Annotated in this window: 21 protein-coding genes and 1 tRNA gene; 10 read left to right on the plus strand and 12 right to left on the minus strand. The window is 54.8% G+C overall.

Translation table 11 applies throughout. From position 1 onward, the window contains the following. Window positions 1–294 precede the first annotated feature (294 nt). The gene (locus tag FQ179_RS01655; protein ID WP_149395524.1) at window positions 295–2,196 is read right to left on the minus strand and encodes a sodium:proton antiporter; all 1,902 of its coding nucleotides are present in this window, start codon (window positions 2,194–2,196) and stop codon (window positions 295–297) included. A 415-nt stretch (window positions 2,197–2,611) separates the two neighbouring features. Here FQ179_RS01655 and FQ179_RS01660 point away from each other — a divergent pair, with 415 nt between their 5' ends. Next, a complete protein-coding gene (locus tag FQ179_RS01660; protein WP_149395525.1) occupies window positions 2,612–3,487 on the plus strand; it encodes a DUF4922 domain-containing protein in 876 nt (291 codons plus the stop codon). 25 nt (window positions 3,488–3,512) lie between these two features. After that, a complete protein-coding gene (locus tag FQ179_RS01665) occupies window positions 3,513–4,355 on the plus strand; it encodes a uracil-DNA glycosylase (RefSeq protein ID WP_149395526.1) in 843 nt (280 codons plus the stop codon). Window positions 4,356–4,767: 412 nt separating this feature from the next. Here FQ179_RS01665 and FQ179_RS01675 read toward each other — a convergent pair whose 3' ends face one another. Together FQ179_RS01675 and FQ179_RS01680 are read right to left on the minus strand one after the other, a co-directional pair. Further along, window positions 4,768–5,940, minus strand: a complete 1,173-nt coding sequence (locus FQ179_RS01675) for a thiolase (RefSeq protein ID WP_149395528.1) — start codon at window positions 5,938–5,940, stop codon at window positions 4,768–4,770. After that, window positions 5,933–6,343, minus strand: coding sequence for a Zn-ribbon domain-containing OB-fold protein (locus FQ179_RS01680; protein WP_149395529.1), 411 nt, complete (start codon window positions 6,341–6,343; stop codon window positions 5,933–5,935). The genes FQ179_RS01675 and FQ179_RS01680 overlap by 8 nt, the downstream gene beginning before the upstream one ends. Before the next feature lie 166 nt (window positions 6,344–6,509). Here FQ179_RS01680 and FQ179_RS01685 point away from each other — a divergent pair, with 166 nt between their 5' ends. Then, window positions 6,510–7,307: an enoyl-CoA hydratase-related protein gene (locus FQ179_RS01685; RefSeq protein WP_149395530.1), complete on the plus strand. Its 798-nt coding sequence runs from the start codon at window positions 6,510–6,512 to the stop codon at window positions 7,305–7,307. 69 nt (window positions 7,308–7,376) lie between these two features. Here the strand turns inward: FQ179_RS01685 and FQ179_RS01690 are convergent, their stop codons facing one another. Together FQ179_RS01690 and FQ179_RS01695 are read right to left on the minus strand one after the other, a co-directional pair. Then, window positions 7,377–8,090: a 3-oxoacid CoA-transferase subunit B gene (locus tag FQ179_RS01690; RefSeq protein WP_149395531.1), complete on the minus strand. Its 714-nt coding sequence runs from the start codon at window positions 8,088–8,090 to the stop codon at window positions 7,377–7,379. Between the two features lies 1 nt (window position 8,091). Continuing rightward, window positions 8,092–8,757 carry a 3-oxoacid CoA-transferase subunit A gene (locus tag FQ179_RS01695; protein ID WP_149395532.1) on the minus strand — a complete coding sequence of 222 codons (666 nt, stop codon included), beginning with the start codon at window positions 8,755–8,757 and terminating at the stop codon, window positions 8,092–8,094. A 439-nt stretch (window positions 8,758–9,196) separates the two neighbouring features. Here FQ179_RS01695 and FQ179_RS01700 point away from each other — a divergent pair, with 439 nt between their 5' ends. From FQ179_RS01700 to FQ179_RS01710, 3 genes are read left to right on the plus strand one after another with little or no spacing between them, the layout of a single operon-like run. Then, window positions 9,197–10,084: an SDR family NAD(P)-dependent oxidoreductase gene (locus FQ179_RS01700; protein WP_149395533.1), complete on the plus strand. Its 888-nt coding sequence runs from the start codon at window positions 9,197–9,199 to the stop codon at window positions 10,082–10,084. A 19-nt stretch (window positions 10,085–10,103) separates the two neighbouring features. Then, window positions 10,104–10,967, plus strand: coding sequence for a MaoC/PaaZ C-terminal domain-containing protein (locus tag FQ179_RS01705; RefSeq protein ID WP_149395534.1), 864 nt, complete (start codon window positions 10,104–10,106; stop codon window positions 10,965–10,967). Further along, the gene (locus FQ179_RS01710) at window positions 10,964–12,169 is read left to right on the plus strand and encodes a CaiB/BaiF CoA-transferase family protein (protein WP_149395535.1); all 1,206 of its coding nucleotides are present in this window, start codon (window positions 10,964–10,966) and stop codon (window positions 12,167–12,169) included. Before FQ179_RS01705 ends, FQ179_RS01710 begins: the two co-directional genes overlap by 4 nt. Before the next feature lie 143 nt (window positions 12,170–12,312). On the opposite strand, the gene FQ179_RS01715 is transcribed toward FQ179_RS01710, so the two are convergent. Beyond that, on the minus strand, window positions 12,313–13,284 hold the full coding sequence (locus FQ179_RS01715) for a Bug family tripartite tricarboxylate transporter substrate binding protein (protein ID WP_370459827.1): 972 nt from the start codon (window positions 13,282–13,284) through the stop codon (window positions 12,313–12,315). A gap of 51 nt (window positions 13,285–13,335) precedes the next feature. Further along, complete coding sequence (locus FQ179_RS01720; protein ID WP_149395536.1) at window positions 13,336–14,874, minus strand: class I adenylate-forming enzyme family protein; 1,539 nt, start codon at window positions 14,872–14,874, stop codon at window positions 13,336–13,338. Between the two features lie 407 nt (window positions 14,875–15,281). On the opposite strand from FQ179_RS01720, the gene FQ179_RS01725 reads away from it, so the two are divergent. Together FQ179_RS01725 and FQ179_RS01730 are read left to right on the plus strand one after the other, a co-directional pair. After that, window positions 15,282–16,472, plus strand: coding sequence for an acyl-CoA dehydrogenase family protein (locus tag FQ179_RS01725; protein WP_149395537.1), 1,191 nt, complete (start codon window positions 15,282–15,284; stop codon window positions 16,470–16,472). Between the two features lie 43 nt (window positions 16,473–16,515). Beyond that, window positions 16,516–17,637, plus strand: a complete 1,122-nt coding sequence (locus FQ179_RS01730) for an acyl-CoA dehydrogenase family protein (RefSeq protein WP_149395538.1) — start codon at window positions 16,516–16,518, stop codon at window positions 17,635–17,637. A 267-nt stretch (window positions 17,638–17,904) separates the two neighbouring features. On the opposite strand, the gene FQ179_RS01735 is transcribed toward FQ179_RS01730, so the two are convergent. From FQ179_RS01735 to FQ179_RS01750, 4 genes are all read right to left on the minus strand, one after another. After that, the gene (locus tag FQ179_RS01735) at window positions 17,905–19,227 is read right to left on the minus strand and encodes a hemolysin family protein (RefSeq protein WP_149395539.1); all 1,323 of its coding nucleotides are present in this window, start codon (window positions 19,225–19,227) and stop codon (window positions 17,905–17,907) included. 139 nt (window positions 19,228–19,366) lie between these two features. Beyond that, complete coding sequence (locus FQ179_RS01740) at window positions 19,367–20,194, minus strand: alpha/beta fold hydrolase (RefSeq protein WP_149395540.1); 828 nt, start codon at window positions 20,192–20,194, stop codon at window positions 19,367–19,369. Between the two features lie 296 nt (window positions 20,195–20,490). Continuing rightward, complete coding sequence (locus FQ179_RS01745) at window positions 20,491–21,417, minus strand: ion transporter (RefSeq protein WP_149395541.1); 927 nt, start codon at window positions 21,415–21,417, stop codon at window positions 20,491–20,493. Between the two features lie 321 nt (window positions 21,418–21,738). Next, window positions 21,739–21,814, minus strand: a tRNA-Thr gene (locus tag FQ179_RS01750). A gap of 146 nt (window positions 21,815–21,960) precedes the next feature. Here FQ179_RS01750 and FQ179_RS01755 point away from each other — a divergent pair. Together FQ179_RS01755 and FQ179_RS01760 are read left to right on the plus strand one after the other, a co-directional pair. Beyond that, window positions 21,961–22,335 (plus strand): MAPEG family protein, encoded by a 375-nt coding sequence (locus tag FQ179_RS01755; RefSeq protein ID WP_149395542.1) that lies wholly within the window; start codon window positions 21,961–21,963, stop codon window positions 22,333–22,335. Window positions 22,336–22,442: 107 nt separating this feature from the next. After that, window positions 22,443–22,796, plus strand: coding sequence for a RidA family protein (locus tag FQ179_RS01760; RefSeq protein ID WP_149395543.1), 354 nt, complete (start codon window positions 22,443–22,445; stop codon window positions 22,794–22,796). A gap of 64 nt (window positions 22,797–22,860) precedes the next feature. Here the strand turns inward: FQ179_RS01760 and FQ179_RS01765 are convergent, their stop codons facing one another. Continuing rightward, window positions 22,861–23,931 carry an AI-2E family transporter gene (locus FQ179_RS01765; protein WP_149395544.1) on the minus strand — a complete coding sequence of 357 codons (1,071 nt, stop codon included), beginning with the start codon at window positions 23,929–23,931 and terminating at the stop codon, window positions 22,861–22,863. Between the last annotated feature and the right edge of the window lie 77 nt (window positions 23,932–24,008).

The following is a 24,008-nucleotide window of genomic DNA, read 5'->3' on the forward strand; positions in this document are numbered from 1 at the left end:
GACCTCTCGTCGGAAATCGGCATAACTCTTACGTTTGGACAACATGCTCACGTGTTGTTCCCAGGGTTATACACAGCCTCTGTGGATAAGAATGGCTGTGCTTGCCCAGCCCGGCGAAGCCGAGCCGAGCCGAAGCCGAAGCCGAGCTGAAGCCGAGCTGAAGCCGAAGCCGAGCCGAAGCCGATCTGAGCTGAAGCAGAAACCGAGCCGAAGCCGATCTGAGCTGAAGCAGAAACCGAGCCAGGCCGGGCCGGACCTAAGCCGAAGCCTAGCCCAAGCCCACCCCAGCTCAGTTCAACCTTGGTGTGGCGCTCCAGCGTCGCTGGAGCTTCGGCGTGCTGCCTCAGCTTCGGTAGCATTGCGGCGCGCCGCTTCTGCCTCGGGAGAAGAAAGGCTCACGATGGTCCAGCCGCTTTCGGGCTCCAGTTCGCGGTCGAGCGTGAACGGACGGGCGTAGCCTTTTGGGTTAATGGCAAATAAAGGGGTAAGCCCGTTGCCTTGTGTTTCGAGGTAGTTTTCGAAGGTATATGTGTCGGTGAGCGTTGTGGCGTGAATTGCGCCGCCTTGTGACAATATGGTTGAAAGCTTCCAGTAGCCCAGATCGGCGGCGAACAAGGCGCGGCCGCGATATTGCGGCGAGGCCGAATGCTTTTCTTTTGGGGAGGGTTTGCCGTTGTTCTCAGGATCGTTGGTGAGGTTGGCCTGTGGCAGTGAAAACACCTTGTTCTTTCCGAACTCATCGCGGTAGCGTAGGGTAACCAGCTCATTGAAATGATCCCAGGCACCTAGTGCGAGCAGGCGGCCGATTCCGGCAAGGTCTAAGTTGCGATGTGCATGCTCGGAGATGGGGCTGCCATAATACGTGGGTAGCCCTGCCATGCGGGCCTTGGCGATGCTGTCCCAGTCACTGTCGCATAGCCTTACCTGTATGTCTTGCTCTTGCAGTGCCAAGCCAATGGCGCGCGCCACCGGGTTGGCGCCAACGATAAGAAAGCCTTCAGGCTCGGGTTCGGCCACGCCCAGCGCAAGCGCCATGGGGCGTGCGGTGGCACTCTGAAGAACAACCGTGCCGATAATGACTACAAATGTTAAGGGTAATAATTGGTCTGCATGCGGCAGGCCCAGTTTTTCAAGCTTGAGTGCAAAGAGTGCAGAAACAGCCGCCGCCACGATGCCACGCGGTGCAATCCACGTAATTAGCGTGCGTTCTTTGAGCGTAAGTTTGGACCCCCAGGTCGACAACAATACCTTGAGCGGCCGGGCGACAAAAAGCATAATGGCCAGCACGGCGCCCGCCTGCCATCCAAGGGCTCCCAGGCTGTCTGTTTGCATGCGTGCCGCCAAAATAATAAACAGCACTGACAGCAGCATAAGGCTGAGCGTTTCTTTGAATTCGAGTATGTCTTCGACAGACACGCCCTTGCTGTTGGCCAGCCAAATACCCATGATGGTAACGGTGAGTAGGCCAGATTCGGCGTGTATTTCGTTGGAGAGGGCGAAGGCGGCAAACATGACAGCCAGCACGGTCATGTTGATTAGGTAGTCGGCAAGTAGGTTGCGACGCAGTATCTGGCTGACAAAAAAACCTGCCACCACGCCAGCGATCAGCCCGGTGGCTATGGTTTCTCCGAAGATAAGAAGTGCGTGCTGTATTGCGTGGCTGGTTTGCAGAGCAACGATAAATTCGTAGGCCAACACCGCAAGCAATGCGCCTATGGGGTCGATAAGTATGCCTTCCCAGCGTAGCGTGTTGGCGATGGGTGCAGTGGGCCTGACAGTGCGCAATAAGGGGGTAATGACGGTAGGCCCTGTGACGACGGTAATCGCGCCAAACAGAAATGCCAGCTGCCAGGGAAAGTCCATGAGCCAGTGCGCGGCGATGGCGGTAATGGCCCAGGTAATGAGCAGGCCAGTACTGACCATACGCCGGACAACGCCTTCCAGCCCCCTGATTTGATGAAACTCGAGCGTGAGGCTACCTTCAAAAAGTATGACGGCAACAGAGAGTGAGATAAACGGGAACAGTAGTTCCCCAAACAGTGCGTCAGGGTCGAGCCACCCGGCGACCGGGCCGATTAGCAACCCCGCGAGCAATAGAAAAAGAATGGCGGGCAGCCGCAGTCGCCACGCGATCCACTGACAGAACATGCCAATAACGCCTATGGAGGCAAGCAGCAAAACGTTGTGTTCACCCATGTACTGTCCTGTTGTTTTTGGAGGGGGACGCGTGCTGCGTCGTAACCATATGCCTGTGGCAGTTTAATTCTGGGGCAAGCGTGGTGCTTCGGTCAAGTTGGTGACGGCTAAATTCGTATTTCTGCAGGCGCTGGCTTGCTTGTAAATGCAGCGTGCCTGTAGTTCACCGGGTTAGGATGCATGCGTTGATTCGCCGTGCTTTGGGCTAGCGCGCGATGATCTGACCTACAATGAGCGGCAAGCAAGCAAGCAAGCAAGCAAGCAGGCAAGCCTGTCGGCAGTTAGGTAGGCAAGCAAGCAGCTCGGCAAGAAAGTGGGCTTTCAAACAAGCGAGTCTGTAAGCTGGCAGACCTGTAGATAGGCAGAAAGACGGATAACGGCTAGAAAGACAGGCAGTTAAGGAGGATGACCAGGCATGGATATTGATTTTCTTCAGGCGGTTGATCAGTCTCGGGATACAGCGCTTGCGGCGGGTGCGCTGGTGCCCAATCGCTCAGAGTGCGTCACGATGGACGATCATGGTCTGCAATTTTCGGTGTGCTGGGTGGCTGTGCTGTCTGACAAAGATGCCAGCAAACCGGTAATGCCTGGCGGTCCGCGTGACCCGAATTTTAATCCTTTCCTGCCACCTGATCCCTTGCTTACCGTGGGCAAAGCGGGCGAGCACCATAATGTCGTGCTTAATAAGTTTCCGGTGTGTGACCGGCATTTGGTGGTAGCGCGCACCACCTTTGAAGAACAGCGACTGCCGCTTGATCTGAAAGATTTTCGAGCGCTGGCTGGCATTTTTTCTCAATGTGGTGGTTTCGGCTTTTATAACGGCGGCGCAGAAGCAGGGGCCAGCCAGCGGCACAAGCATGTGCAATGGACGCCACACGCACCAGGTAACCCAGGGCTTGCGTATCTGGCTAAAGGTCTACCGCAGGGGCTTCCAGAACACGCAACCATTTGCCACCCGGCTTTCGGGTTTCGGCATGTGTTTGTGCGAACGGTGTCAGGGCTTGATGTTGACTCCGAACAGTCGGCCCAAAGCCTTTATCAAGCGTTTCAACTGGCATGCCGCACGCTACATCTGGAGCCCGATGAGCAGGGGCTGCTGCCACCGTGCAATATGCTGACAGATGACGGCTGGATGCTACTGGTCCCTCGTCGACGGGAACATGCGTATGAGGTGTCGGTGAACGCGCCGTCATACGGCGGTGTGTTGTATGTGCGTGGGCCAGACCAAATCGACGCCATTCGCAAAGTAGGCCCGCTTGCTGTGCTGGCTGAGGCCGCTTTTCCTGAGTAATGAACTTCGACGGCAACGACACCCTATGACTAAAAACGCGTTGGGCGATACAGATTCTTCCGTACAGAACGCCTTTGAGGGGAATCTTGTCGCGCATGTGGATGCATTGCCCGTTTCATGGCGACAGGCATTTTCCGACCAAGACGTTGAGTCTGCGCTGGAAAGCATTGACGCGTTTTTGGCACGTCGGCTTGCTGGAGGTGCTCTGATCTTTCCAACGCGCCCGTTGCGGGCGCTTCTTGAAATTGCGCCTGAAGATGTGCAGGTGGTGGTGATCGGGCAAGATCCTTATCACGGGCCAAATCAGGCTCAGGGGCTGGCGTTTTCGGTACCCAATGCCTGCCGTACACCTCCAAGCTTGCGCAATATGTTTGCCGAGCTGGCTCGTGAGTTTCCCCAAACCTTTGTGCCTCAGCACAACAGCTTGGTGCGGTGGGCGCGGCAGGGTGCGCTAATGCTGAACACCTCACTGACGGTGGAGGCACATCAGCCGGCCTCCCATGCCCGTTGTGGCTGGCAGGCCGTTACCGATGCCATTTTGCTGCATGTGCTGCGACAGCCGCGCCCCAAGGTGTTTTTGCTTTGGGGGGCGCACGCCCAGGCCAAAGAAGCATTGGTGCAGTCGCATGCGCCACAGGGCCCGGTGTTGGTACTAAAGGCCAATCATCCCTCGCCACTTTCGGCCACACGCCCACCCGTGCCTTTTATGGGGTGTGGGCATTTTGCTACGGCCAACGAGTGGCTGCACCAACATGGGCAGACGGGCATAGACTGGCTGGATAACCGTGTGCCCGGTGAGCCCTCTTCGGAATTCACCGATGCGGATGGCAATAGCCTGCCGCCAGCACAGGGAAGCCTGTCGCTGTAAGCATGGAAAGTGTTGTTTTGTGCTGTTGTTGCCGCAAGCTGTGTGCAAGGCAAGGCAAGGCAAGGCAAGGCAAGGCAAGGCCTAGGCAAGGCCTAGGCAAGGACAAGGCAAGGACAAGGCAACGTAAGGCAACGCAAGGATATGGCAATGCCTTCCACGGTTGCTGGCTGCCATGTGCCACAGTAAGGGTGACGGATAACGTCCGGCTCAAACTGAGCAGTTTGGCGTGCAGCAGCTTTGGATGAAAAGTGGCTATTGCTCAACAATCGACTCTTAAGTGCAGTGAGCGTCGGCACATCCACCCGGTGGGGCTGAGCGGGGAAACTTCTACGACCTGTGTTCTGACCTGCGCTTGAACCTTTGGGTTTATATCCAAATTTTGAGACGCAGGCCAGTACCAACAATTACCCGTTTAAAGCGTTGCTTCTGTGCCAAGAATGGCGGTCGACTGGCTTGACAGCGTGCCACCGTTGCCATGGACAACAGCCAGATTGGCGTTACTGATCTGACGGTCACCCGCCTCACCGCGCAACTGGCGTACGGCTTCGATCAGAATGAAAATGCCGTACATGCCGGGGTGTACACATGAAAGGCCACCGCCGTTGGTATTGACGGCAAGATGGCCGCCCGGTGCAATACCGCCATTGCTTACAAACTGGCCGGCTTCGCCTTTTTTGCAAAAACCCAAGTCTTCGAGAAACAGCAATGTGTTGATGGTGAATGCGTCGTAGCACTCAAGCACATCAACGTCTTTGGGTGTGACGCCTGCCATCTCGAAGGCGATTTTGCCTGACTGGCTAGCAGCCGTAACCGTCAGGTTTTCCATAGACGAGATCTGGCGATTCCAGACGGCAGTCGAATTGCCCAGTACATAGACGGGCTTATGTTTCATTGACTTTGCACGGTCTGCGCGCACCAGCACATAGGCGCCAGCGCCGTCGTTGACCAGACAGCAGTCGCGTACGGTCAGCGGGTCAGACACCATGCGTGCCGACAAAACGTCTTCAATGGTTAGCGGGTCACGTGCCAATGCTTCAGGGTTAAGCTGTGCCCACTTGCGCGCGGCGACCGCCACTTCGGCAAGTTGCTCGCGCGTGGTGCCAAACTCATGCATGTGGCGTGCCGTTGCCAGCGCATAGGCACTTAGCGGGTTCAGCGGGTTATAAGGTGTTTCGTAGGGCTGAGGGTCAAGCAGCTTGCGGGCCTTGCCGATTTCAGCGCGGCTAAGGGTTGATGTGCGCTGCGTGCTGCCGTAGCAAACCAGCACGGCGTTGCACTGGCCAGATTCAAGTGCCTGAATGGCAGGCATCAGGTGGGCCACAAAACTTGAGCCACCCAGCATGGTGCTGTCGATAAATGTGGGCTTTATGCCCAGATGCTCAATGACGGGCATTGCCCACATGCCGGCAGCTACGCTTGCCGTGGCGATGCCGTCGATGTCCTGCATGGTGAGCCCGGCATCGGTAACGGCGCGATGCGCAGCTTGCACCAGGATTTCCATTTCGGTAAAGCCTGTGGCAAAGCCAATGCCTGCATGCCCGACACCTGCAATGGCTGCAGCGCCGCGAAGTCGTTGATCAATCATTTTTTGGCTCCGCAGGGTTAAATACAACAAGCTTGCCGCTCTGGTCGTCGACAAGTACCGCCTGGACGGGTTGGCCAATACGGACTGCATCGGGTGCGATGCCTTCTACACGACTCATCATGCGTGCGCCTTCTTCGAGATCGATAAGCGCAACGTTGTAGTCGCCTCCATGTTCGGGTTTGCGCCGCACAGTGGTGGTTGAGTACACAGTGCCTCGCCCCGACGGCGAGAACCACGACAGTTTGTCTGAGCCGCAGTGCGGGCAGATCATGCGTGGGTAGAAAATACTGCGATCGCAGTCGGTGCAGCGCTGGATCTGGAAGTTTCCTTGATCAAGCTGGGTTCGGTAATACAGGTCGGCGCCGGTTGAATCGGCGGCCATTGTAGGGTTGGGTGTTGTCATTTTTTTTGCATGCTTCCATTTAAAGGCTGCCCCAGTGTCGTTCATTACCCGCTGGCAAGGCAATTTTGTTTTGCTTAGGTGGGGCTTTCGGTGAACTTAATGGCGCAGCGTGGCGCACAGCGGCTAAGCTTACGGTGTTTGTTTAATATGCTTTCTGCGAGGCAACATGGCACATACTTATCAACACATTACGTTCGACTACAGCGACGGTGTAGGGCGTATCGTACTTAATCGTCCTGACACGCTAAACAGTTTTACCCAGATCATGCACGATGATCTGAAGGCGGCATTGTCTTTTCTCGAAGCCCAAAATGGCCTGCGTGGTCTCATTCTTACCGGTGCAGGGCGTGGTTTTTGCGCAGGTCAAGATCTTTCTGAACGCAAACCCCTGCCTGCCGGAGAGAAACGGGATCTCGCCGAGGGCATCGAAAAAAACTATCGGTCATTGGTGCTGCGTCTGCGTGCTTTACCGGCACCAACCGTTTGCATTGTCAACGGTGTGGCGGCAGGGGCTGGCGCAAGTGTGGCCCTGGCCTGCGACGTCGTGATGGCGGTGAAGTCATCACGATTCATTCAGGCCTTTGCCCGTATAGGTCTTATGCCCGACGCGGGCGGTACCTTCATCTGGCCGCGTATGGTGGGTACCCAGCGTGCCATGGGTGCCGCCTTGTTTGGCGAACCGGTCAGTGCCGAGAAGGCCGAAGCGTGGGGGCTGATCTGGCGCTGTATCCCCGACGAAGAGCTGGGGGCCACGATTGAGTCCGTGCAGACCTGGCTGGCCAATGGTGCGACACGCGCGTTTGCAGCCACCAAGCATGCCATTTACGCGTCCGGTGACAACTCGCTTGAAGAACAGATCAATCTTGAGCGTGACTACCAGCGCGACTTGGGATACTCCGATGATTACCAGGAAGGTATGACGGCATTCCGGGAAAAGCGCCCACCGCGCTTTAGCGGGCAGTAATGTTGCTGCGATCAGTGTGAGCAAGCGTAGGCGGCTCATGGCCGCCCACGCTTTTTATCCGCTGTGGCGTTATGTCAGGCTAGCTTGTGACAAGCGTGCATGGCCGTTGCTGTCGAGCGTGATGGTGCGGCAGTCATTTGACGCTTGCAGAGGTGCGCCGGTTTTTTCTTGCAGTTGCTGAAGGCTCAGGCCTTCGACGATGGCGCGGGCGATGAAGCTTCCATTGTCTACATCAACAATGGCCAGGTCTGTGTATATGGTGTTTACAACCCCAACGCCGGTCAGGGGGTAGCTGCACTGTGACACAAGCTTAGGCTCGCCTGACTTGCTTGTATGGCTTAGCATCACCAGTACCTGTCGTGCGCCCACGGCAAGGTCCATGGCACCGCCTATGGCTGGTATGGCATCGTCCGCGTCGGTGATCCAGTTGGCGAGGTCGCCATTGCTGGCCACCTGAAAGCCCCCTAGTATTGAATAATCCAGGTGCCCGCCGCGCATCATTGCAAACGAAATTGTGTGCTCTGAAATGGAGGCGCCCTGGATGAGCGTTATGGGTTCGCGACTGGCGTTGATGAGGTCGCTGTCGATGTCATCGCCCAAAGCGATAGCACCCATTCCCAGTATGCCGTTTTCACTGTGCAGCAAGACTTCATGCTCTGCGGGCAAAAATTCGGCAACAAGCGTTGGCATGCCGATTCCGAGATTGACGGCCGAGCCGGGCGGGATATCGAGCGCCACCAACTGTGCGATCTGATTGCGATTCAGGGTCAGATGATTGCTCATGTTAATTTCCAACTAAAGCGACAGACTGGACAAATAGGGCGGGCGTCATCACATGTTCGGGTGGGATGTCGCCGACGTTCACAATGCTGTCCACCTGGGCAATGGCATGTTTCGAAGCCATGCACATGACGGGGTTGAAGTTACGTGCAGAATACCGGTATGTCAGATTACCCATGCGGTCGCCCTGATGTGCGCGTATTAGCGCGAAGTCAGCCGAGAGTGGTTGTTCGAGTACATAACCAACACCGTTGACGACACGCTGTTCTTTGCCTTCGGCAACGAGGGTGCCATAGCCGGTCGGGGTGAAGAATGGCCCCAGGCCCGCCCCTGCAGCGCGCATGCGCTCCGCCAGCGTCCCTTGTGGCGTGCACTCCAGCTTCACTTTTCCTGCACGATAGGCATTGGCAAACACTTCTGATCTGGGAGGGCGTGGGTGGGAGCAAATAACTTTGCTGACGCGGTCAGCAGCGATTAGCGCGGCGATGCCGCGTTCTCCTGAACCGGCGTTATTGCTGATAATGGTCAGGTCACGCGCTGGCGTCTCAAGCAGGGCTTCGATAAGCTCGAAAGGAATGCCGGCATCCCCGAAGCCCCCAATCATGATGCTCGCGCCGTCAGGGATGATGGCGACGGCCTCGGCCAGTGAAGCTTTTATTTTGTTGATCATAATGTTAGTTGCTGATAGCGAGATTGGCGTTGTCGACGATGTCAGCCCTTCGTTGCTGCTCGTCGGAAACAAACTGAGTGAACGGTTCCTGTTCCGCTAATTGTCGGTCTAAAAGCAGTGTGAGTGGAATCTTTATTTCATGAGGCGCGTGTTTGCCTTGAGTTAAGGAAGAGGCCAAAGCCAGCAAAACGGGGAGGGGTTCTCCCGATTGTTTGACGAGACTTGTTGCTGTTAGCGCCGCAGCGTTTTCGTTCTTAATGGGCTGTTAAGGCATACTTTCTGAAAATAGAGTTGTGAGTAACGTTGATTTCTTCTACCGTAGGCAGTCCATCCCTGGCTTGAGGGAGGCGCTGCGCATGGCGCACAACAAAATTTTGCAGGCAGACCAGATTGTGTATTGGGTATGCTGCGTTTGAATGATAAATCGGAGATTGAACACATGAGCGATATGGTGGCAGGTAAAGTAGCCGTGGTAACAGGTGCTGGCGGCGGCATCGGCAAAGGGATTGCATTAGCGCTTGCCGCATCGGGCGGGCGTGTGGTGGTCAATGATATTAGCGCTGAGGCTGCACAGGCAGTGGTGGACCAGATCGTGGCAGCAGGTGGCAAGGCAGTGGCCAACACCGACAGCGTCGCTACGCGCGCCAGCGCCGAGAACATTGTGCGTAATGCCGTTGATCTGTACGGAAAAATCGACATCGTGGTCAACAATGCAGGCAATCTGCGCGACCGTCTGTTCCACAAAATGAGCGAAGAAGAATGGTCGCAGGTTATTGATGTGCACCTGAACGGCTCGTTTTTCGTTAGCCGCGCCGCTGCTTCACACTTTCGCGAACAGGAGTCGGGTGCTTTCATACACATGACCTCGACGTCGGGTCTTATCGGCAACTTTGGCCAGTCTAATTACTCGGCAGCCAAAATGGGCATCGTCGGGCTATCCAAATCTATCGCACTCGACATGGCACGTTTCAATGTCAGGTCTAACTGCATTGCGCCATTCGCGTGGACGGCAATGACTAGCTCGATTCCAGCCGAAACGCCCGAAGAGAAAGCCCGTGTGCAGAAACTGCAGAAAATGGAAGCAGGTAAAATTGCACCGCTGGTGGTCTACCTGGCCAGTGATGCAGCCGAAGAAGTGACTGCCCAGATTTTCGGTGTACGCGCCAACGAAATCATGCTGTTTAGCCAGCCCCGTCCGATTCGTTCCGTACACATGTCTTCTGGTTGGACGCCTGAAGATATTGCCGAAGTCGCCATTCCTGCAATGAAGAATAGTTTCTTCAAGCTTGAGCGCTCCCCCGAAGTTATTGGCTGGGACCCCATCTGACATTGCTAAAGGTTTACTAATGCCTCTGGATTACAAGCTGATCAAAGACTGGCAGTTTGACGACGTACGTCAGTCTTACACCGAGAAAGACAGCATTCTTTATGCACTTAGCATTGGGCTTGGTTTCGACCCGCTCGATCCCTTGCAGTTGCCATACGTTTACGAAGCCAATTTGCAGGTTTTTCCGACTATGGCGGCCGTGCTTGGCTATCCTGGTTTTTGGATGCAAGACCCGAAAGCTGGGATCACGTGGGTTAAGTTGGTGCACGGCGAGCAGCGCATGGCTTTTCACAGGCCGTTTCCGGCGGCCGGTGAGGTCATTGGCCGTAGCCGTATAACGCATGTTATCGACAAAGGTGCGGACAAAGGCGCCTTGGTGGTGGCCGAGCGCAAAATCTATAACGCCGCAGATGAAAGTCTGCTGGCCACCGTAGAGCAAACCACGTTCTGCCGGGCCGACGGTGGGTTTGGCCAGGGCGATACCCCGCCCCAAGCTTTACCTAAAGTGCCCGAAACGAAACCCGATTACGTGTGCAGTCTGGCAACCCTGCCTCAGGCCGCGCTACTGTATCGGCTTAATGCAGACCCTAACCCGCTGCATGTCGACCCGCAGGTTGCCATCAAGGCGGGTTATCCCAAGCCTATTCTGCATGGTCTGTGCACGTATGGTGTTGCTGCACATGCCATCGTCAAGACCCTGTGCGATTACGATGCCAGCCGGCTTACTCGTCTCGATACGCGTTTCTCCTCGCCCGTTTACCCTGGCGAGACGCTGGTCGTTGAAATGTGGCAGAGCGAGGTTGGGCGTGTGCAGTTTCAGGCCAAAGTGGCAGAACGCGATGTGGTTGTGCTAAGTAACGGCGTGGCCGAGGTGAAATCATGACGCAACGTCACTCCCCCCTGCATGACATCAAGGTGCTGGACCTTTCTCGTGTATTGGCCGGTCCTTGGTGCACGCAAAATCTGGCTGATATGGGCGCCGACGTTATCAAGGTAGAGCGGCCGAATGGCGGCGATGATACGCGCGGTTGGGGCCCACCCTTCCTCAAGGATGAAAACGGCGCCGATACTAGCGAAGCCGCATACTACCTCAGCACCAATCGCAACAAGCGTTCTATTGCTATTGATATTGCCAGCCAGGAAGGCGCCGATCTGGTGCGGGAAATGGCCAAACGCTGCGACGTGCTGGTCGAAAATTTTAAGGTTGGTGGTCTCAAAAAATATGGCCTGGATTACGAGTCGCTGCGCAAGATCAACCCAAGCCTGATCTATTGTTCAATTACCGGGTTCGGGCATTCTGGGCCGCTTGCGCATTTGCCGGGTTATGACTTTATGATTCAGGGCATGGGCGGTTTAATGAGCATCACCGGTGAGCGTGATGATTTGCCTGGCGGCGGCCCACAAAAGGCTGGTGTGGCCGTAACTGACCTGTTTACCGGCATGTATGCGGCACTGGCCATTGTGGGTGCCGTTCGTGAACGCGATAGCAGTGGGCTGGGCCAGCATATTGATATGTCGTTGTTAGACTGTCATGTGGCCATGCTCGCCAATCAGAACCTCAACTACATGACTTCGGGTGTTGCACCCAAGCGCGCGGGCAACGCGCACCAGAACGTCGTTCCGTATCAGGTGTTTGCTTCCAGCGATGGTCACCTTATCGTGGCGATAGGCAATGACAGCCAGTATCGGGCTTACTGCAATGTCTTGGGCCGCCCTGAACTGGGGGCGCATGCTGATTATGCGACCAACAGCCAGCGTCTCAAAAACAGAGTTGCGCTGATCAAGTTGCTCGAAGCTATCATGCTTACCCGAACACGGGATGAATGGATAGAAAGCCTGCAACGCGTCGGCGTACCCTGCGGTCCCATCAATACACTGGATCAGGTGTTTGAAAACCCTCAGGTCAAAGACCGCGAGATATGGAAGACGATGCCGCACCCCCTGGCCGGCAGCGTGCCCACAACAGCAAGCCCAATCCGTTATTCAGAAACGCCAGTTCAGTACCGCATGGCGCCGCCTTTGCTGGGTCAGCATACGCGCGAAATTCTCGAAGAGTTGGGTCTGGAAGATCGGGCCGGCTCTTGAGATGAGAGCATCTGGCAGGTTAGACAGTTGACATCAAGATCAGCCACTAGCCGTCAACGATAGCCAGACTGAAAACCTACAAGGCCACGCCCAGAGCAATACTGAGCGTGGCCTTGTGCATAGAAACGACTGCTTGCAGGTCTTTAATTGGTTTCGATACCTGCTTTTTCGATTACCTTGCCCCACATGGCGTATTCGTTTTGCGCCTTGGCGAGAAATGCCTTGCCGTCCAGCGTATGCAAGGTATAGCCGCCGCGCAGCATTGTTTCATCGAACGCCTTGTTCTTGGCTACGTTTTGCAGCGCGTCGGAAATTTTTTGCTGCACATCAGCAGGCAGGCCGGCAGGGCCGATCAAACCATACCAGCCTGTAACCTCATAATCCTCCACCCCTGCCTCAATCATGCTTGGAACGTCGGGCAGCCCGGCATTACGGTCGCGTGAAGTGACGGCTAGTGCACGGACTCTGCCGCTTTCAATATAAGGAATCGCGGTGCTGGTAATGTCGAACATATAGGTGATCTTGCCGCCGATCACGTCCATCATTGCCGGTGCGTTGCCACGGTATGGAACATGCAACATTTCTGTACTGGTCTTCTGCTTGAGCAATTCGGCCGACAGATGGTTAGATGCGCCCACGCCGGCAGAGCCAAATGTGACGGTATCCGGGTGTTTTTTTGCATAATCGATCAGCTCGCTGATGGACTTGACGGGGACATCATTGTTAATGACCAGCACATTGGTGTAGTCAGCAATCAGCCCCAGATACGTAAAATCTCTGGCCAGATTCAAACTGGTGTTGTTCTGGATGTGCGGGGTAATCGTCAGCGTCGGGCTGGCGACGAAATTTAGCGTATAGCCGTCAGGCCGCGCACGGATGGTGGATTCAGCTGCAATCATGCCGCTGGCCCCGGTGCGGTTCTCGACGATGACGGCTTTGCCCAGTTCATCGCCCAGGTATTTGGCAAAAGTGCGGGCGCTTGTATCCACGGGGCCGCCAGGTGCATAGCCGACTACGAGCTTGATTGGCTGAGATGGGTACGCGGACTGGCCGTGTGCGGCGCCAGTCATGCAGAATGCGCCGATGGTAACCGCAGCAAGAATGTTCAGTTTCAAAATTGAGTCTCTATTTATGATGGTTGTATAACTACTGATATAAGCTTGGCCCTATGCGCCCAGCTCGCATCGCAGAGGGGCTTTCTGGATTTTTCCACTGAGTGTGGTGGGGATCTGTGTGGTATGGATGAGCCGTGAAGGGCGCTTGTAAGGTGCAAGCGTTTCGACCAGATAAGCAGAAAGTTCTTCTTCGTTGATGTGCACCCCTTTTTCAGGCTCATAAAAGGCCACAATTTGTTCGTTGCCATCGTCTTGTTTTTTGCCTACAACCGCCGAAAGACGGATGCCCGGAAATGCATTGATGACAGCCTCGACTTCCAGAGGGTAAACATTAAAGCCCGAACGAATAATCATGTCCTTGCTGCGACCTGTGATAAACAGGGCGTTGCTGGCGTCGACATAGCCGATATCCCCGGTTTTCAGCCAGCCGCCGGGCAGTAGGGTGTTTTCTGTTTCTATTGGGTTGCGGTAGTAGCCCAGCATGACGCCGGGGCCTCTCAACATGACATCTCCGCGTTCACCTGGCTTGATCACGGGTTTGCCATCCTGCAGAATCTCGATCTCTACCCCTTCAACAGAACACCCCGCCGAGCAGTCTTCGCGCGGCTTGTCGATGTCAGTAATGCACACTGAACCTGCGTATTCGGTAATGCCATAGCCGTGATGCAGGGGTAGGCCGAACAGTGCCTCCACTCTGGATTTCATGGCGGGGTCCAGCGCCGCTCCACCGGTGTACACATAGCGCAATGCAGGCGCGCCGATGCGCTCCTCTCCAGCCCATGCCGACAGCATACGTATGAACATAGTCGGTACACCCTGCAATATGCTCAGGCCCGGTGATGTCAGCGCCCGCCTTACGTCTTGCGTGTCGAAGCGAGAGCGCAGCACCAGACTCGCGCCAGCACGAAAGCTAGCCATCAATACGGTTGCCAGGCCAAAAATATGCGAGATAGGTAGTGCAGCGTAGGCAATGTCGTCGGGGCCAAGCCTTCGGCTCGAAGCGGAAATGCCAGCAAAATGCAGCAGACCCTTATGGCTAACCATGACACCCTTGGGTGAGCCGGTTGTACCGGAGGTGTATACCAATTTAGCGACGGCCTGTGCTGTGGTCTCGTCCTCAGGCGGAATGTTTGGCGAGCGTCGAACAAAATGATTACCGCAGCGCAGTGCAGCAAGTGTCGAGATTTCTGCACCCAGCTGCTTGGCGTGGCCCATCGCTGAATCTGAAACACGTGAGGTAAAGAAGATGAGCGTGGGCGCACAGTGTGTCGCTATGACGTCGACCTCGCGAGCGCTAAGCCGCGCGTTGACGCATACCGGCCATGCATTGAGCCGGCTGCAGGCAAACAGCAGCGTAATCATTTCGGAGCAGTTTTCACTAACCACCATGACACGATGGCCAGCGCATACTCCCATACTACTTAGCCACTTGGCTGTCGCTTCAATAGACTGCCAGAGCGATTTGTAGGTAATGGGAGTGCTGTCCGGCCCGTCTCCCTCGGGGTAGAGACAAATGGCATCGGGGTTGTGTGTGGCCTGGTGTTCAGGTATTTCGTGGATATAGCGAAAGGAGGTCTCGTTTGTATGCATTTTTTTAATATCGTCGCTGTCATCGGCCATTGTGACACTGGCGATGTAGCTGGTGTGTTTGGTAGCCCGGCCATCAATGGCGTGCCGCGCTGAAGAAGGTGTATCGGGCTAGTCTGTCTGTAAACGTCGTCTAGCGCAATTTGATTTTGTTTAAGATGGGCTTTTGCATAGCGGTAGTGTGAAGGGCAAGGTCATTGTCACGGGATGGGATGGGAGACGGGTTGAGCCGCCACAAAAACTTCCTTCTTTAAGTTCGTACGTTTCTTGGCGCCGTGTGCCCGATATTTAGCCAGTGCGCAAGCGATGAGCAGTGCAGGCTTTGGTTATGCTGAAGACCGGGTTTCAGTAATTTGCATTGTGGCGGGCGTCCGCGCTTGCTAGATTTGAGTCAAAGGAGATGCACTCACATGGATTTAACATGGACCGCCCACGAAAGGGCATTCAGAGATGAAGTAAAGGAATTCGTGCAGGCTGAATTGCCCGCCGATATCCGCGAAAAAGTTCTGAAACATCAACGACTGATCAACACAGACTACATCCGCTGGCATCGCGTTCTTGCAGCCAAGGGCTGGGGTGCGCCCAATTGGCCTGTCGAGCATGGCGGTACTGGCTGGGGGCCGATGCAGCGGCTTATTTTTGAGATTGAAACCTTTAAAGGTGGCGCGCCGCGTCTATTGCCTTTCGGGTTGGGCATGATCGGCCCCGTGTTAATGAAGTATGGCAGCAAGGCCCTGCAAGACCGATTTATAAAGCGCATGATCACGGTTGAAGACTGGTGGTGCCAAGGGTATTCAGAGCCTGGCGCAGGCTCTGATTTGGCTTCGCTGAAAACCCGTGCGGTCAAAACGGCTGACGGATACGTCGTCAGCGGTCAAAAGACATGGACCACGCTTGCGCAGTATGCCGACTGGATGTTCTGTCTGGCGCGCACCGACCCAGACGTCAAGCCACAACGCGGTATTTCCTTGCTGCTTATTGACCTGCGCCAGCCGGGCGTTACCGTTAGGCCTATTCGTACACTTGATGGCGGTGTTGACGTCAACGAGGTCTGGCTTGATGAAGTAAAAGTGCCTTTCGAAAACCTGGTTGGCAATGAAAATGAAGGCTGGACATACGCCAAGTATTTGCTTGGGCATGAGCGCACAGGCATTGCAGGCATAGGGCATTGCCATCGCGAGCTCAAAATTCTCAAGAACATGGCCGATGAAATGCGCGTGGACGGCAGACGGGCGATCGACAATCCGCGTCTCAAAGAGAAAGTCGTGCGCATTGAAGCCGACATCCGGGCGCTTGAAATGTTGCTGCTGCGTGTTGCAGCCAATAGTGCGCAAGGGCCAGGGCCTCAGGCATCCATGCTGAAGGTGCGTGGCTCTGAAATACAGCAGGATCTGGCGATGCTGCAAATGGAAGTAATGGGCATTGATGGCTGGCCTTACGATTCTGCATGGCGCGAATCGGATGCGTCATTTTTCGGCCCAGGCCCCGAGCCTGCAGCCGCTGCATCGGGCGGGTATTTCGACATGCGTAAAACCACCATTTACGGTGGAACGACTGAAGTGCAGAAAACCATTATCGCGAAAATGGTTCTGAGCAGCTGAACGCTCCGCACATTGGTTTGTCACGATTTCACAGGATAAAGACATGGATTTTACGTATGACGAACAGCAGCGCATGCTGACAGACAGCCTGCGCAGACTGGTTAAGGATAAATTTACATTTGAAGCACGGCGTGAGCAAAGCCAGCAGAGCGGGTTGAACGACGCATCATGGCAGTCTTTGGCTGAGGTCGGTGTGACTGGCCTGCTGATCCCTGAGCAGTACGACGGGTTTGGCGAATCCACGGCCACGCTGGTGGCTACCCAGTTAGAGCTGGGGCGCGGGTTGGTTTCCGGGCCGCTTATTCCTAGTGCGGTCATTGCAACGGCTGTGCTGCTGAACAGCGGCAATGACACATTGAAAGCAGACTACCTGCCGCAAATGGCGGCGGGCTCAGCCGTGCTGGCGCTCGCGTATCTGGAGGGCGAGCAGCAAAACGATATCGAACCTTCTGCTACGCGTGCCAGCGAAACTGGCGACACATACACGCTGCAAGGCGATAAAAAGCTGGTGTGGGCGGGCGGTAGTGCTCATGCCTTGATCGTTTCGGCAACGCTGGAAAACGAGCTGGCCCTTTTTGTGGTGGCGACTGATGCAGAAGGCCTTACTCTGCACGATTACCCGACTATCGATGGCTACCGTTGCGCCACGCTGCAGCTAAATAACGTGCAGGTGCCTAAAAAGGCATTGCTTGCACGGGGTGAGCAGGCACGCCAGGCGCTTGAGTCTGGGCTTGATTATGGCGTAACCGCGTTGTGTGCACACACGGCAGGTGCCATGGAAAAGCTGGTGGAGATTACTGCAGAGTACATAAAGACGCGACAGCAGTTTGGCAAGCCACTGGCTGAGTTTCAGGTGCTGCAGCATCGTTTGGCCGATATGATGATCAAGCAGGAGCTGGCCGCGTCCATGGCGTATGTGGCTGCTACGGCGCTGGGTGAAGAAGACATTGCCGAGCGTCGCCGCATGTTGTCATCGGCGAAAGTGCTGGTGCCAGAGTATGGCCGTTTTGTTGGCGAAAGTGCAGTGCAAATGCACGGCGGTATTGGCATGACCGATGAGCTTGAAGTGGGTGATTATTTCAAGCGCATTACCTTTGTCGATTATTTGCTGGGTAACCATGACTACCACCTTGACCGGCTGATGGCGCTGTTCGATAACGCGTAGCCCCGTCATGTGTCGGGCCACGGCCCGACACATGATATTGATAATGGCATTTGGCATTTGGCGTAGTGGCTGTGGCAGTGGCAATAGCAATAACAGCAGTAGTAGCAATAGCGGCAATAGCAACAGAAGCACTAGCAACAAAAGCACTAACAACAGTTGCAATGGCAGCAACAGCAGTAGCAGCAACAGCGTAACGCTTTGCGTGCTCCTCAGTACGACATTGCAATCATCACCCCTGTGGGGCGGATTGCAACGTTTGTGCCCGCTTTACTTGTTGGTGGCCGTCATGACGGGCAGAGGGGCCGGGCTGGTTCGCGTTGCCAGCACCTGGTCCACGCGATAGGTATCCACATCCATCACTTCAAACTTGAAATCACCCAGGGTCACGGTGTCTGTGCGTCGTGGGACGCGACGCAGCGCGTCCATCAGAAAGCCGGCCAGTGTTTCGTAATCATCATCGTGCAACAGCTCTTCGACACCCAGTGCGCGCCTGACATCCTGTATGGGGGTGTTGCCATCTATCAACCATGAGTTCTCGTCACGCTGAACAATCTGCTCTTCATCCCAGGGTGAAACCAGGTCCCCCATGACGGTGCTCATAACGTCGTTCAAAGTGACCACCCCTACCACCAGACTGTATTCGTTGACAATAATGGCGAAGTCTTCGCCAACCTGACGAAACTGCTCAAGCACCTCGGCCAGTGTAAGGCGGTCAGGCACGACCAGGGCCTTTTGGATTAAATCGCCCTTGGCCAGCGCAATAGGTTGGCCATTGAGTACACGCTGAAACAAGCCATGCGCCTCGACATAGCCGACGACGTGATCGATGTCGCCCTTGCATACCGGGTAGGTCGAATACGGCTCGGCCGAGATCCGCGCACGTATTATGTCGTCCGGATCATCAAGGTCAAAATAGGCAATACGGTCGCGCTGCGTCATGGCGCTGGGCACGGTGCGTGTATTGAGCTCGAATATGTTTTCAATGATTTGCTGTTCATCCCGGTGGAGTGCACCGGACAGGGCACCGGCCTCGGTCAGCGCCAGAATATCTTCTGAGGTTACGCTGTCATCGCGTTTGGTGGGCAGTCGCAATGCTTGCGTGATCAACTCGGTAAGACGTGCATAAAACCAGACAATTGGCTTAAAAACCTTCATTAGCACCAGCATGGGGCCAATGGCGCGCACGGCGAATCGTTCAGGGGCGGCCATACCGGCCTGTTTCGGGACCAGATCAGTAAACAGAATGAATATGGATGTGACGAGTATGAAAGAGGTCAGAAAGCCAAGCGTGTTTGCAGTGTTTAGCGGAAGCCAAAGCGAATAAAGCTGCGTGAGATGTGGGCTGAGTAGACCTTCACCCACGATACCGCCCAGAATGGCCAGTGCATTGACACCGATTTGTATAACCGTAAAGTAGTGGCCTGGCTGCTGCTGCACCCGTATGACGTTTTCTGCGCGTAAGTCACCCCCATCAGCCATGCGCCGCAGGCGCAGCCGGCGCGATGCGGCAAGGGAAATTTCTGCAATAGAAAAGAAGGCTGCCGCAACGACAAGCGCGGCCAGCAGCAGAAGGTTTTGACTGAAACTCATAGAAACCGTAAATAGCCCATAACCTTGCTATGGTAATGCGTTTTCTGAGGTAAGGGCAGGCTTGGGCTTTAAGGCGGTGTTTTAACTGGCGGGCGCTTGAATTGCCGGAGCAATCTCCGGCCGTCATTCGGCCGGGGGGTTATTCCAAACCGTGTATGAACGCGGCGGTCTCTGCTATGACCATGTCAGGCTGGTCGCGGTGCGGCGAGTGCCCGCACTGGGGAATAACAAATAGCTCAGTTTGTGGGGCGCCGCGCTGTATGCCGTAAACTTGATCAAGCGAGGCATATTCGTCGCTGTCACCCTGCATGGCCAGTATCGGGCAGCTGATGGCAGGCAGAAATGATTCAATATTCCAGTTGCGAAAATCGGGGTTTAGCCAGGCGTCGTTCCAGGCCCAGAACGCCGAGTCGGGGTCGCGGTGGTAGCGCTGCAGTTTGTCGGCAAGATCGGTCTGCAAATAGGTTTCTCGAGCCTGCATGATACTGGCCACGGTTATGTCTTCCACAAAAATGTGCGGTGCAGCAACCACAATGCCACAAATACGCTCAGGGTAAATGGCCGCATACAGCAGGGCGATTGTGCCGCCGTCGCTGTGACCAAACAGCACAAGCTTTTCAGTTTGCAGTCCCAAAGCCTTCAAGAGTGCCGGCAGTGCTTCTTGAGCCTGCACTTGCAGGTATTCGGGCTGCCATGTTTCTTCGTGGGGGCGAGGTGTGCTGCTGCCATACCCATAGCGCGAAAACACCAAGCCGCGACAGCCAGCGGCCTGACAAAGCTGCAGTGGCCAGTCTTTCCACATTGCCACCGAGCCCAGGCCTTCGTGCAAAAACACAACCAGCGGTTGGTCGTGGCGTTCGGGGAATATCCATTGATACTCGATATCAACGTGCCGATCCATGAACGGTATGGTGACATGCTGTGTGACGAGGTGTTCTGCGAGGGTAGGCGGCGTTGTCTCTTGCATGGTCGGCTATTTTATTGTTGATGAAGGGTACGGACGTGCGCCCGGGCCTGATCTGACCAACCGCGTCTGCGCGCGAAGTTTGCTGGGTCGTTTAGAGTGTATCGCGTCGTTTGTGGTTGTGCAGGAGGTTGATGGTTCTGGCGGTCGCTTGGGTGGCGCGATCGCTACCGCGCCATAAGTATCCGACAGTCAGTTTCCATTCATCTGAAACCACTCCGCCCTGCGACTTTCCGAGGGCGAGCTCATTGTCGTCTCGTCAAGCCGGAACCCTATGCTTTGCTCTGAATAAGGCAGATTCAATTTGGGGGTTGGGCGGAAGGTGACTGAGCAAACAGAGGAAGCTCCTGGCCACAGTTTTCGCAGAATTTCGCATACTTATGCAATCCTGTTGCCAGGCACTCTGGGCATGTCCGGGTGTTAGGTTTGGCGGCAAATCTCTGTGCGGTCATTTCTGACGTGATGATTCCGGTCGGAACCGCAAGAATACTCCATCCGACGAGCATACTGATTGAAGTAATTGCACGCCCCAGATCAGTTTGTGGCGTTATATCGCCAAAACCGACCGTCGTTACTGCAGTGATGGCAAAATAGACAGACATCGGGATGCTGCTAAATTGCGAGTTGGGCCCCCCCTCTACAACGTAAAGCAACGTGCCATTCACAATTACGACAATCGCGACCACAGACAGAAAGATCACAATCTTGCGCATGCTCGCTAACATGGCGCGACCCAATACTGAGTACTCTTCGACGTAGGCTGCAAGCTTTAGAAGCCGAAACATTCGCAGCAATCGCAAGAGACGAATGTCGAACAGGGTATGTAACTCAGGTATGAAAAAAGCGGCGTAGGTTGGAAGAATTGCCAGAAGATCTACGATTCCATAAAAGCTTCTGACATAGCGCATCGGATGTTTGACGCAGCTCAGGCGGACAATATATTCAATAGTAAAGATGACGGTGAAAACCCACTCTAACGTATGTAGAGTGGCACCCTGGCTGTTGTCCCTAATTTGGGAAACGCTATTAAGCATCACTACAGCCACACTCAGCAAGATTGCGGCTATCAGGGAGAAGTCGAACCAGCGCCCAGCACGTGTTTCTGCCTCAAAAATAATGATAAACAACCGCTCACGGATTCCTGGCTCCGGCCTGCCAAAATAAGCCACCCCATCAGGTGTGCGAGGCGTTCGTGGGACTGGCTGATCTTGTTCTTGTGCCTTCATACGTACACCTAGATTAGTTACCTAGCTAAATCGCGTTATTTTACAGCGTAGCTCGCAGTATTAATGCTTTTACTCAGTCGCTCAGAAAAACAACATTGCTGCAGCAAATGAGCCGAGCAATTGCCCGCCACGAGTTGCCTCTTTGGTCAAATGATGCCATCACATCTCCAAATTTTGGGGGACATCATGGAGGCAGTCACGCCGTTTGCGTAGGGGGGAGGAAAGGTAGTCTCCGGGAAGATGTACTGTCCCGAAGGAAATGGATAAAACGAAAAAAGCCATACAAATCAATTATTTGTATGGCTTTTTTGGATATCAGTTTGGTGCCGCTTGCCGGATTCGAACTGGCGACCTTTTCATTACGAATGAACTGCTCTACCAACTGAGCTAAAGCGGCGTGCCTGGCGTTGCCGCTAAAGCTGCGACATGGTGCCGGGTCAAGGCCGTTATTATACATATTTTTGGGGTGGGGCCCTGACGCGAAGGCGCTCCGTTACTATGTCGTTTTGAAAGCTGCTCCAGGTGGGGCCAAGGACGCATTGTATGACTTTGCTTGCAACACTTTTATTGTTGGCTGCATTGCTGCCCTATGTCGCGGCTGTCTCAGCCAAGGCAGGGGGCCAGCGCTTTGACAACAACGATCCGCGGGCGTGGCTGGCTGCCCAACAAGGGTGGCGGTCTAGGGCCAACGCGGCGCAGGCCAATCTGTTTGAGGGTTTGCCATTTTTCTATGCAGCTGTTTTGTTTGCACTTTACGCCCAGGCTGACCCTGCCAGGCTGATTGGGCTGATGATCGCATGGATTGTGCTCAGGCTGGTTTATATACTGATGTACATAAGTGGGCGGGGTATGCTGAGGTCGCTGGTATGGGCGTTAGCACTGGTTGTCAATATTGTGATACTGTTTTCGGCAGTGTAGGGCAGACGGGGCAGGGTTTTGCACTGCCCCTTCTGCCCAAGCATCCACGTTGGCCAGTTCATATTCGTTCGGGCCAGTTATTTATTTTTATCTAAAAGGAAAGATCAATGAGTGATATTCAGCGTAGCGGTAGTGGTGGGCGATTTAGTAGTACCGTCGTTCACGGCAACATTGTTTATTTGTGCGGCATCACCGCGAAAGATCTGGCGGCCGATGTTACCGCCCAAACGCGAGATATCCTAAACCAAATTGACGTCGCGCTTTCCGAGGCAGGGTCTGATAAGTCACGCATTCTTACAGCACAGATCTGGTTGCAAAACATTGACCGTGATTTTGCTGCAATGAACCAGGCCTGGGACGAATGGCTTGACAAGGCAAACATGCCCACCCGCGCTACTGGCGAAAGCAGGCTTGCCTCACCAGAAGTGCTTGTCGAAATTATTATTACTGCGGCCAAATAATCGCCTAGGCGGTTTTGCTTGCAGTGATCAGGTAATAAAAAACGCGGGCTGTTGCCCGCGTTTTTTATCGCTGAGAGTCTTGATTGTTCATGCGTATGGCATCGGGGAAAAGATCCCAGCAGGCCATGAACAGTGCAGCAAACATCGGCCCCATGACGAAGCCATTAAGCCCAAACACGGCCAGACCGCCCAGGGTCGATATAAGAATTACGTAGTCTGGGATTTTAGTGTCTTTGCCTACCAGCAGTGGCCTCAGGACGTTGTCAACCAACCCGATGACCAGCACGCCGAACAGTGTTAGCGTCACGCCTTGCCAGATAGCGCCGGTTACCAGAAAGTAAATTGCCACAGGCACCCAGATCAGTGCTGCCCCAACGGCAGGCAGCAGCGATAGAAACGCCATTAGCACGCCCCACAGCAACGAAGCCTGTATGCCCAGCGCCCAGAATATAAACCCACCCAGAGCCCCCTGGGTGACCGCCACGACGATGTTGCCCTTTACGGTGGCTCTGACAACCGTCGTGAATTTTCGGATAAGGTGCTGCTGGTGGGCTTCGCTAAGGGGTATGAGCTGTTTGCTGTGACGGGCTAGCTCCATACCGTCGCGCAGCAGAAAAAACAGCAGGTAAAGCATGACGCCCAGCCCAACCAGGAACTGGAATGTGTTCTGGCCAATGTTGACGGCCTGTGTCGCCAGAAATTTGCTGCCTTGCAGGGCGCCCTGCGACAGCTTGTCGCGCAGGCTGAATATGTCGCTAATGCCAAAACGGGCCAGCAGATCATGCAGCCAGGGCGGAAAAACGCTGAAAACCTGTTCTACGTAGGTACCCAGGTTAAGCTCGCCCGTGTCCATGCGTTTATAGACATTTGCCCCTTCCGATACCAGTGAGAGCGTAAGCAGAATGACGGGCAAAATAACAATGAGCAGCACCGTCAGCAAGGTAACCAGTGCCGCAAGATTACGACGACCACCAAACTTCGATAGCAGGTATCTGTGCAGCGGCTGAAAAATAATGGCGAGAATGGCGCCCCAGAATATGGCACCGTAATACGGCAGCAGCACCGAAATAAAGGCGATGCTGACGGCCACCAGCAATAATAGGAAAGCGCGAAAATAAAGACTGGAATTATTCATGTGAATTCAGTTTGCTGATGCGCAACCACCTGCGGGTGGGCCAGGCCAGCCTCGGTCAAGGTATAAGCTTGAATTCT

Origin of the sequence: Pusillimonas sp. ANT_WB101 (assembly GCF_008369125.1) — a bacterium.
GTDB lineage: Bacteria > Pseudomonadota > Gammaproteobacteria > Burkholderiales > Burkholderiaceae_B > Allopusillimonas.

Coding starts and splice junctions, on each gene's coding strand:
- FQ179_RS01745 (WP_149395541.1), bottom strand. CDS start 21,417: ATGAAGGCACAAGAACAAGATCAGCCAGTCCCACGAACGCCTCGCACA.
- FQ179_RS01755 (WP_149395542.1), top strand. CDS start 21,961: ATGACTTTGCTTGCAACACTTTTATTGTTGGCTGCATTGCTGCCCTAT.
- FQ179_RS01700 (WP_149395533.1), top strand. CDS start 9,197: ATGAGCGATATGGTGGCAGGTAAAGTAGCCGTGGTAACAGGTGCTGGC.
- FQ179_RS01675 (WP_149395528.1), bottom strand. CDS start 5,940: ATGATTGATCAACGACTTCGCGGCGCTGCAGCCATTGCAGGTGTCGGG.
- FQ179_RS01690 (WP_149395531.1), bottom strand. CDS start 8,090: ATGAGCAATCATCTGACCCTGAATCGCAATCAGATCGCACAGTTGGTG.
- FQ179_RS01760 (WP_149395543.1), top strand. CDS start 22,443: ATGAGTGATATTCAGCGTAGCGGTAGTGGTGGGCGATTTAGTAGTACC.
- FQ179_RS01655 (WP_149395524.1), bottom strand. CDS start 2,196: ATGGGTGAACACAACGTTTTGCTGCTTGCCTCCATAGGCGTTATTGGC.
- FQ179_RS01735 (WP_149395539.1), bottom strand. CDS start 19,227: ATGAGTTTCAGTCAAAACCTTCTGCTGCTGGCCGCGCTTGTCGTTGCG.
- FQ179_RS01725 (WP_149395537.1), top strand. CDS start 15,282: ATGGATTTAACATGGACCGCCCACGAAAGGGCATTCAGAGATGAAGTA.
- FQ179_RS01740 (WP_149395540.1), bottom strand. CDS start 20,194: ATGCAAGAGACAACGCCGCCTACCCTCGCAGAACACCTCGTCACACAG.
- FQ179_RS01720 (WP_149395536.1), bottom strand. CDS start 14,874: ATGCATACAAACGAGACCTCCTTTCGCTATATCCACGAAATACCTGAA.
- FQ179_RS01730 (WP_149395538.1), top strand. CDS start 16,516: ATGGATTTTACGTATGACGAACAGCAGCGCATGCTGACAGACAGCCTG.
- FQ179_RS01685 (WP_149395530.1), top strand. CDS start 6,510: ATGGCACATACTTATCAACACATTACGTTCGACTACAGCGACGGTGTA.
- FQ179_RS01695 (WP_149395532.1), bottom strand. CDS start 8,757: ATGATCAACAAAATAAAAGCTTCACTGGCCGAGGCCGTCGCCATCATC.
- FQ179_RS01660 (WP_149395525.1), top strand. CDS start 2,612: ATGGATATTGATTTTCTTCAGGCGGTTGATCAGTCTCGGGATACAGCG.
- FQ179_RS01680 (WP_149395529.1), bottom strand. CDS start 6,343: ATGACAACACCCAACCCTACAATGGCCGCCGATTCAACCGGCGCCGAC.
- FQ179_RS01710 (WP_149395535.1), top strand. CDS start 10,964: ATGACGCAACGTCACTCCCCCCTGCATGACATCAAGGTGCTGGACCTT.
- FQ179_RS01705 (WP_149395534.1), top strand. CDS start 10,104: ATGCCTCTGGATTACAAGCTGATCAAAGACTGGCAGTTTGACGACGTA.
- FQ179_RS01665 (WP_149395526.1), top strand. CDS start 3,513: ATGACTAAAAACGCGTTGGGCGATACAGATTCTTCCGTACAGAACGCC.
- FQ179_RS01765 (WP_149395544.1), bottom strand. CDS start 23,931: ATGAATAATTCCAGTCTTTATTTTCGCGCTTTCCTATTATTGCTGGTG.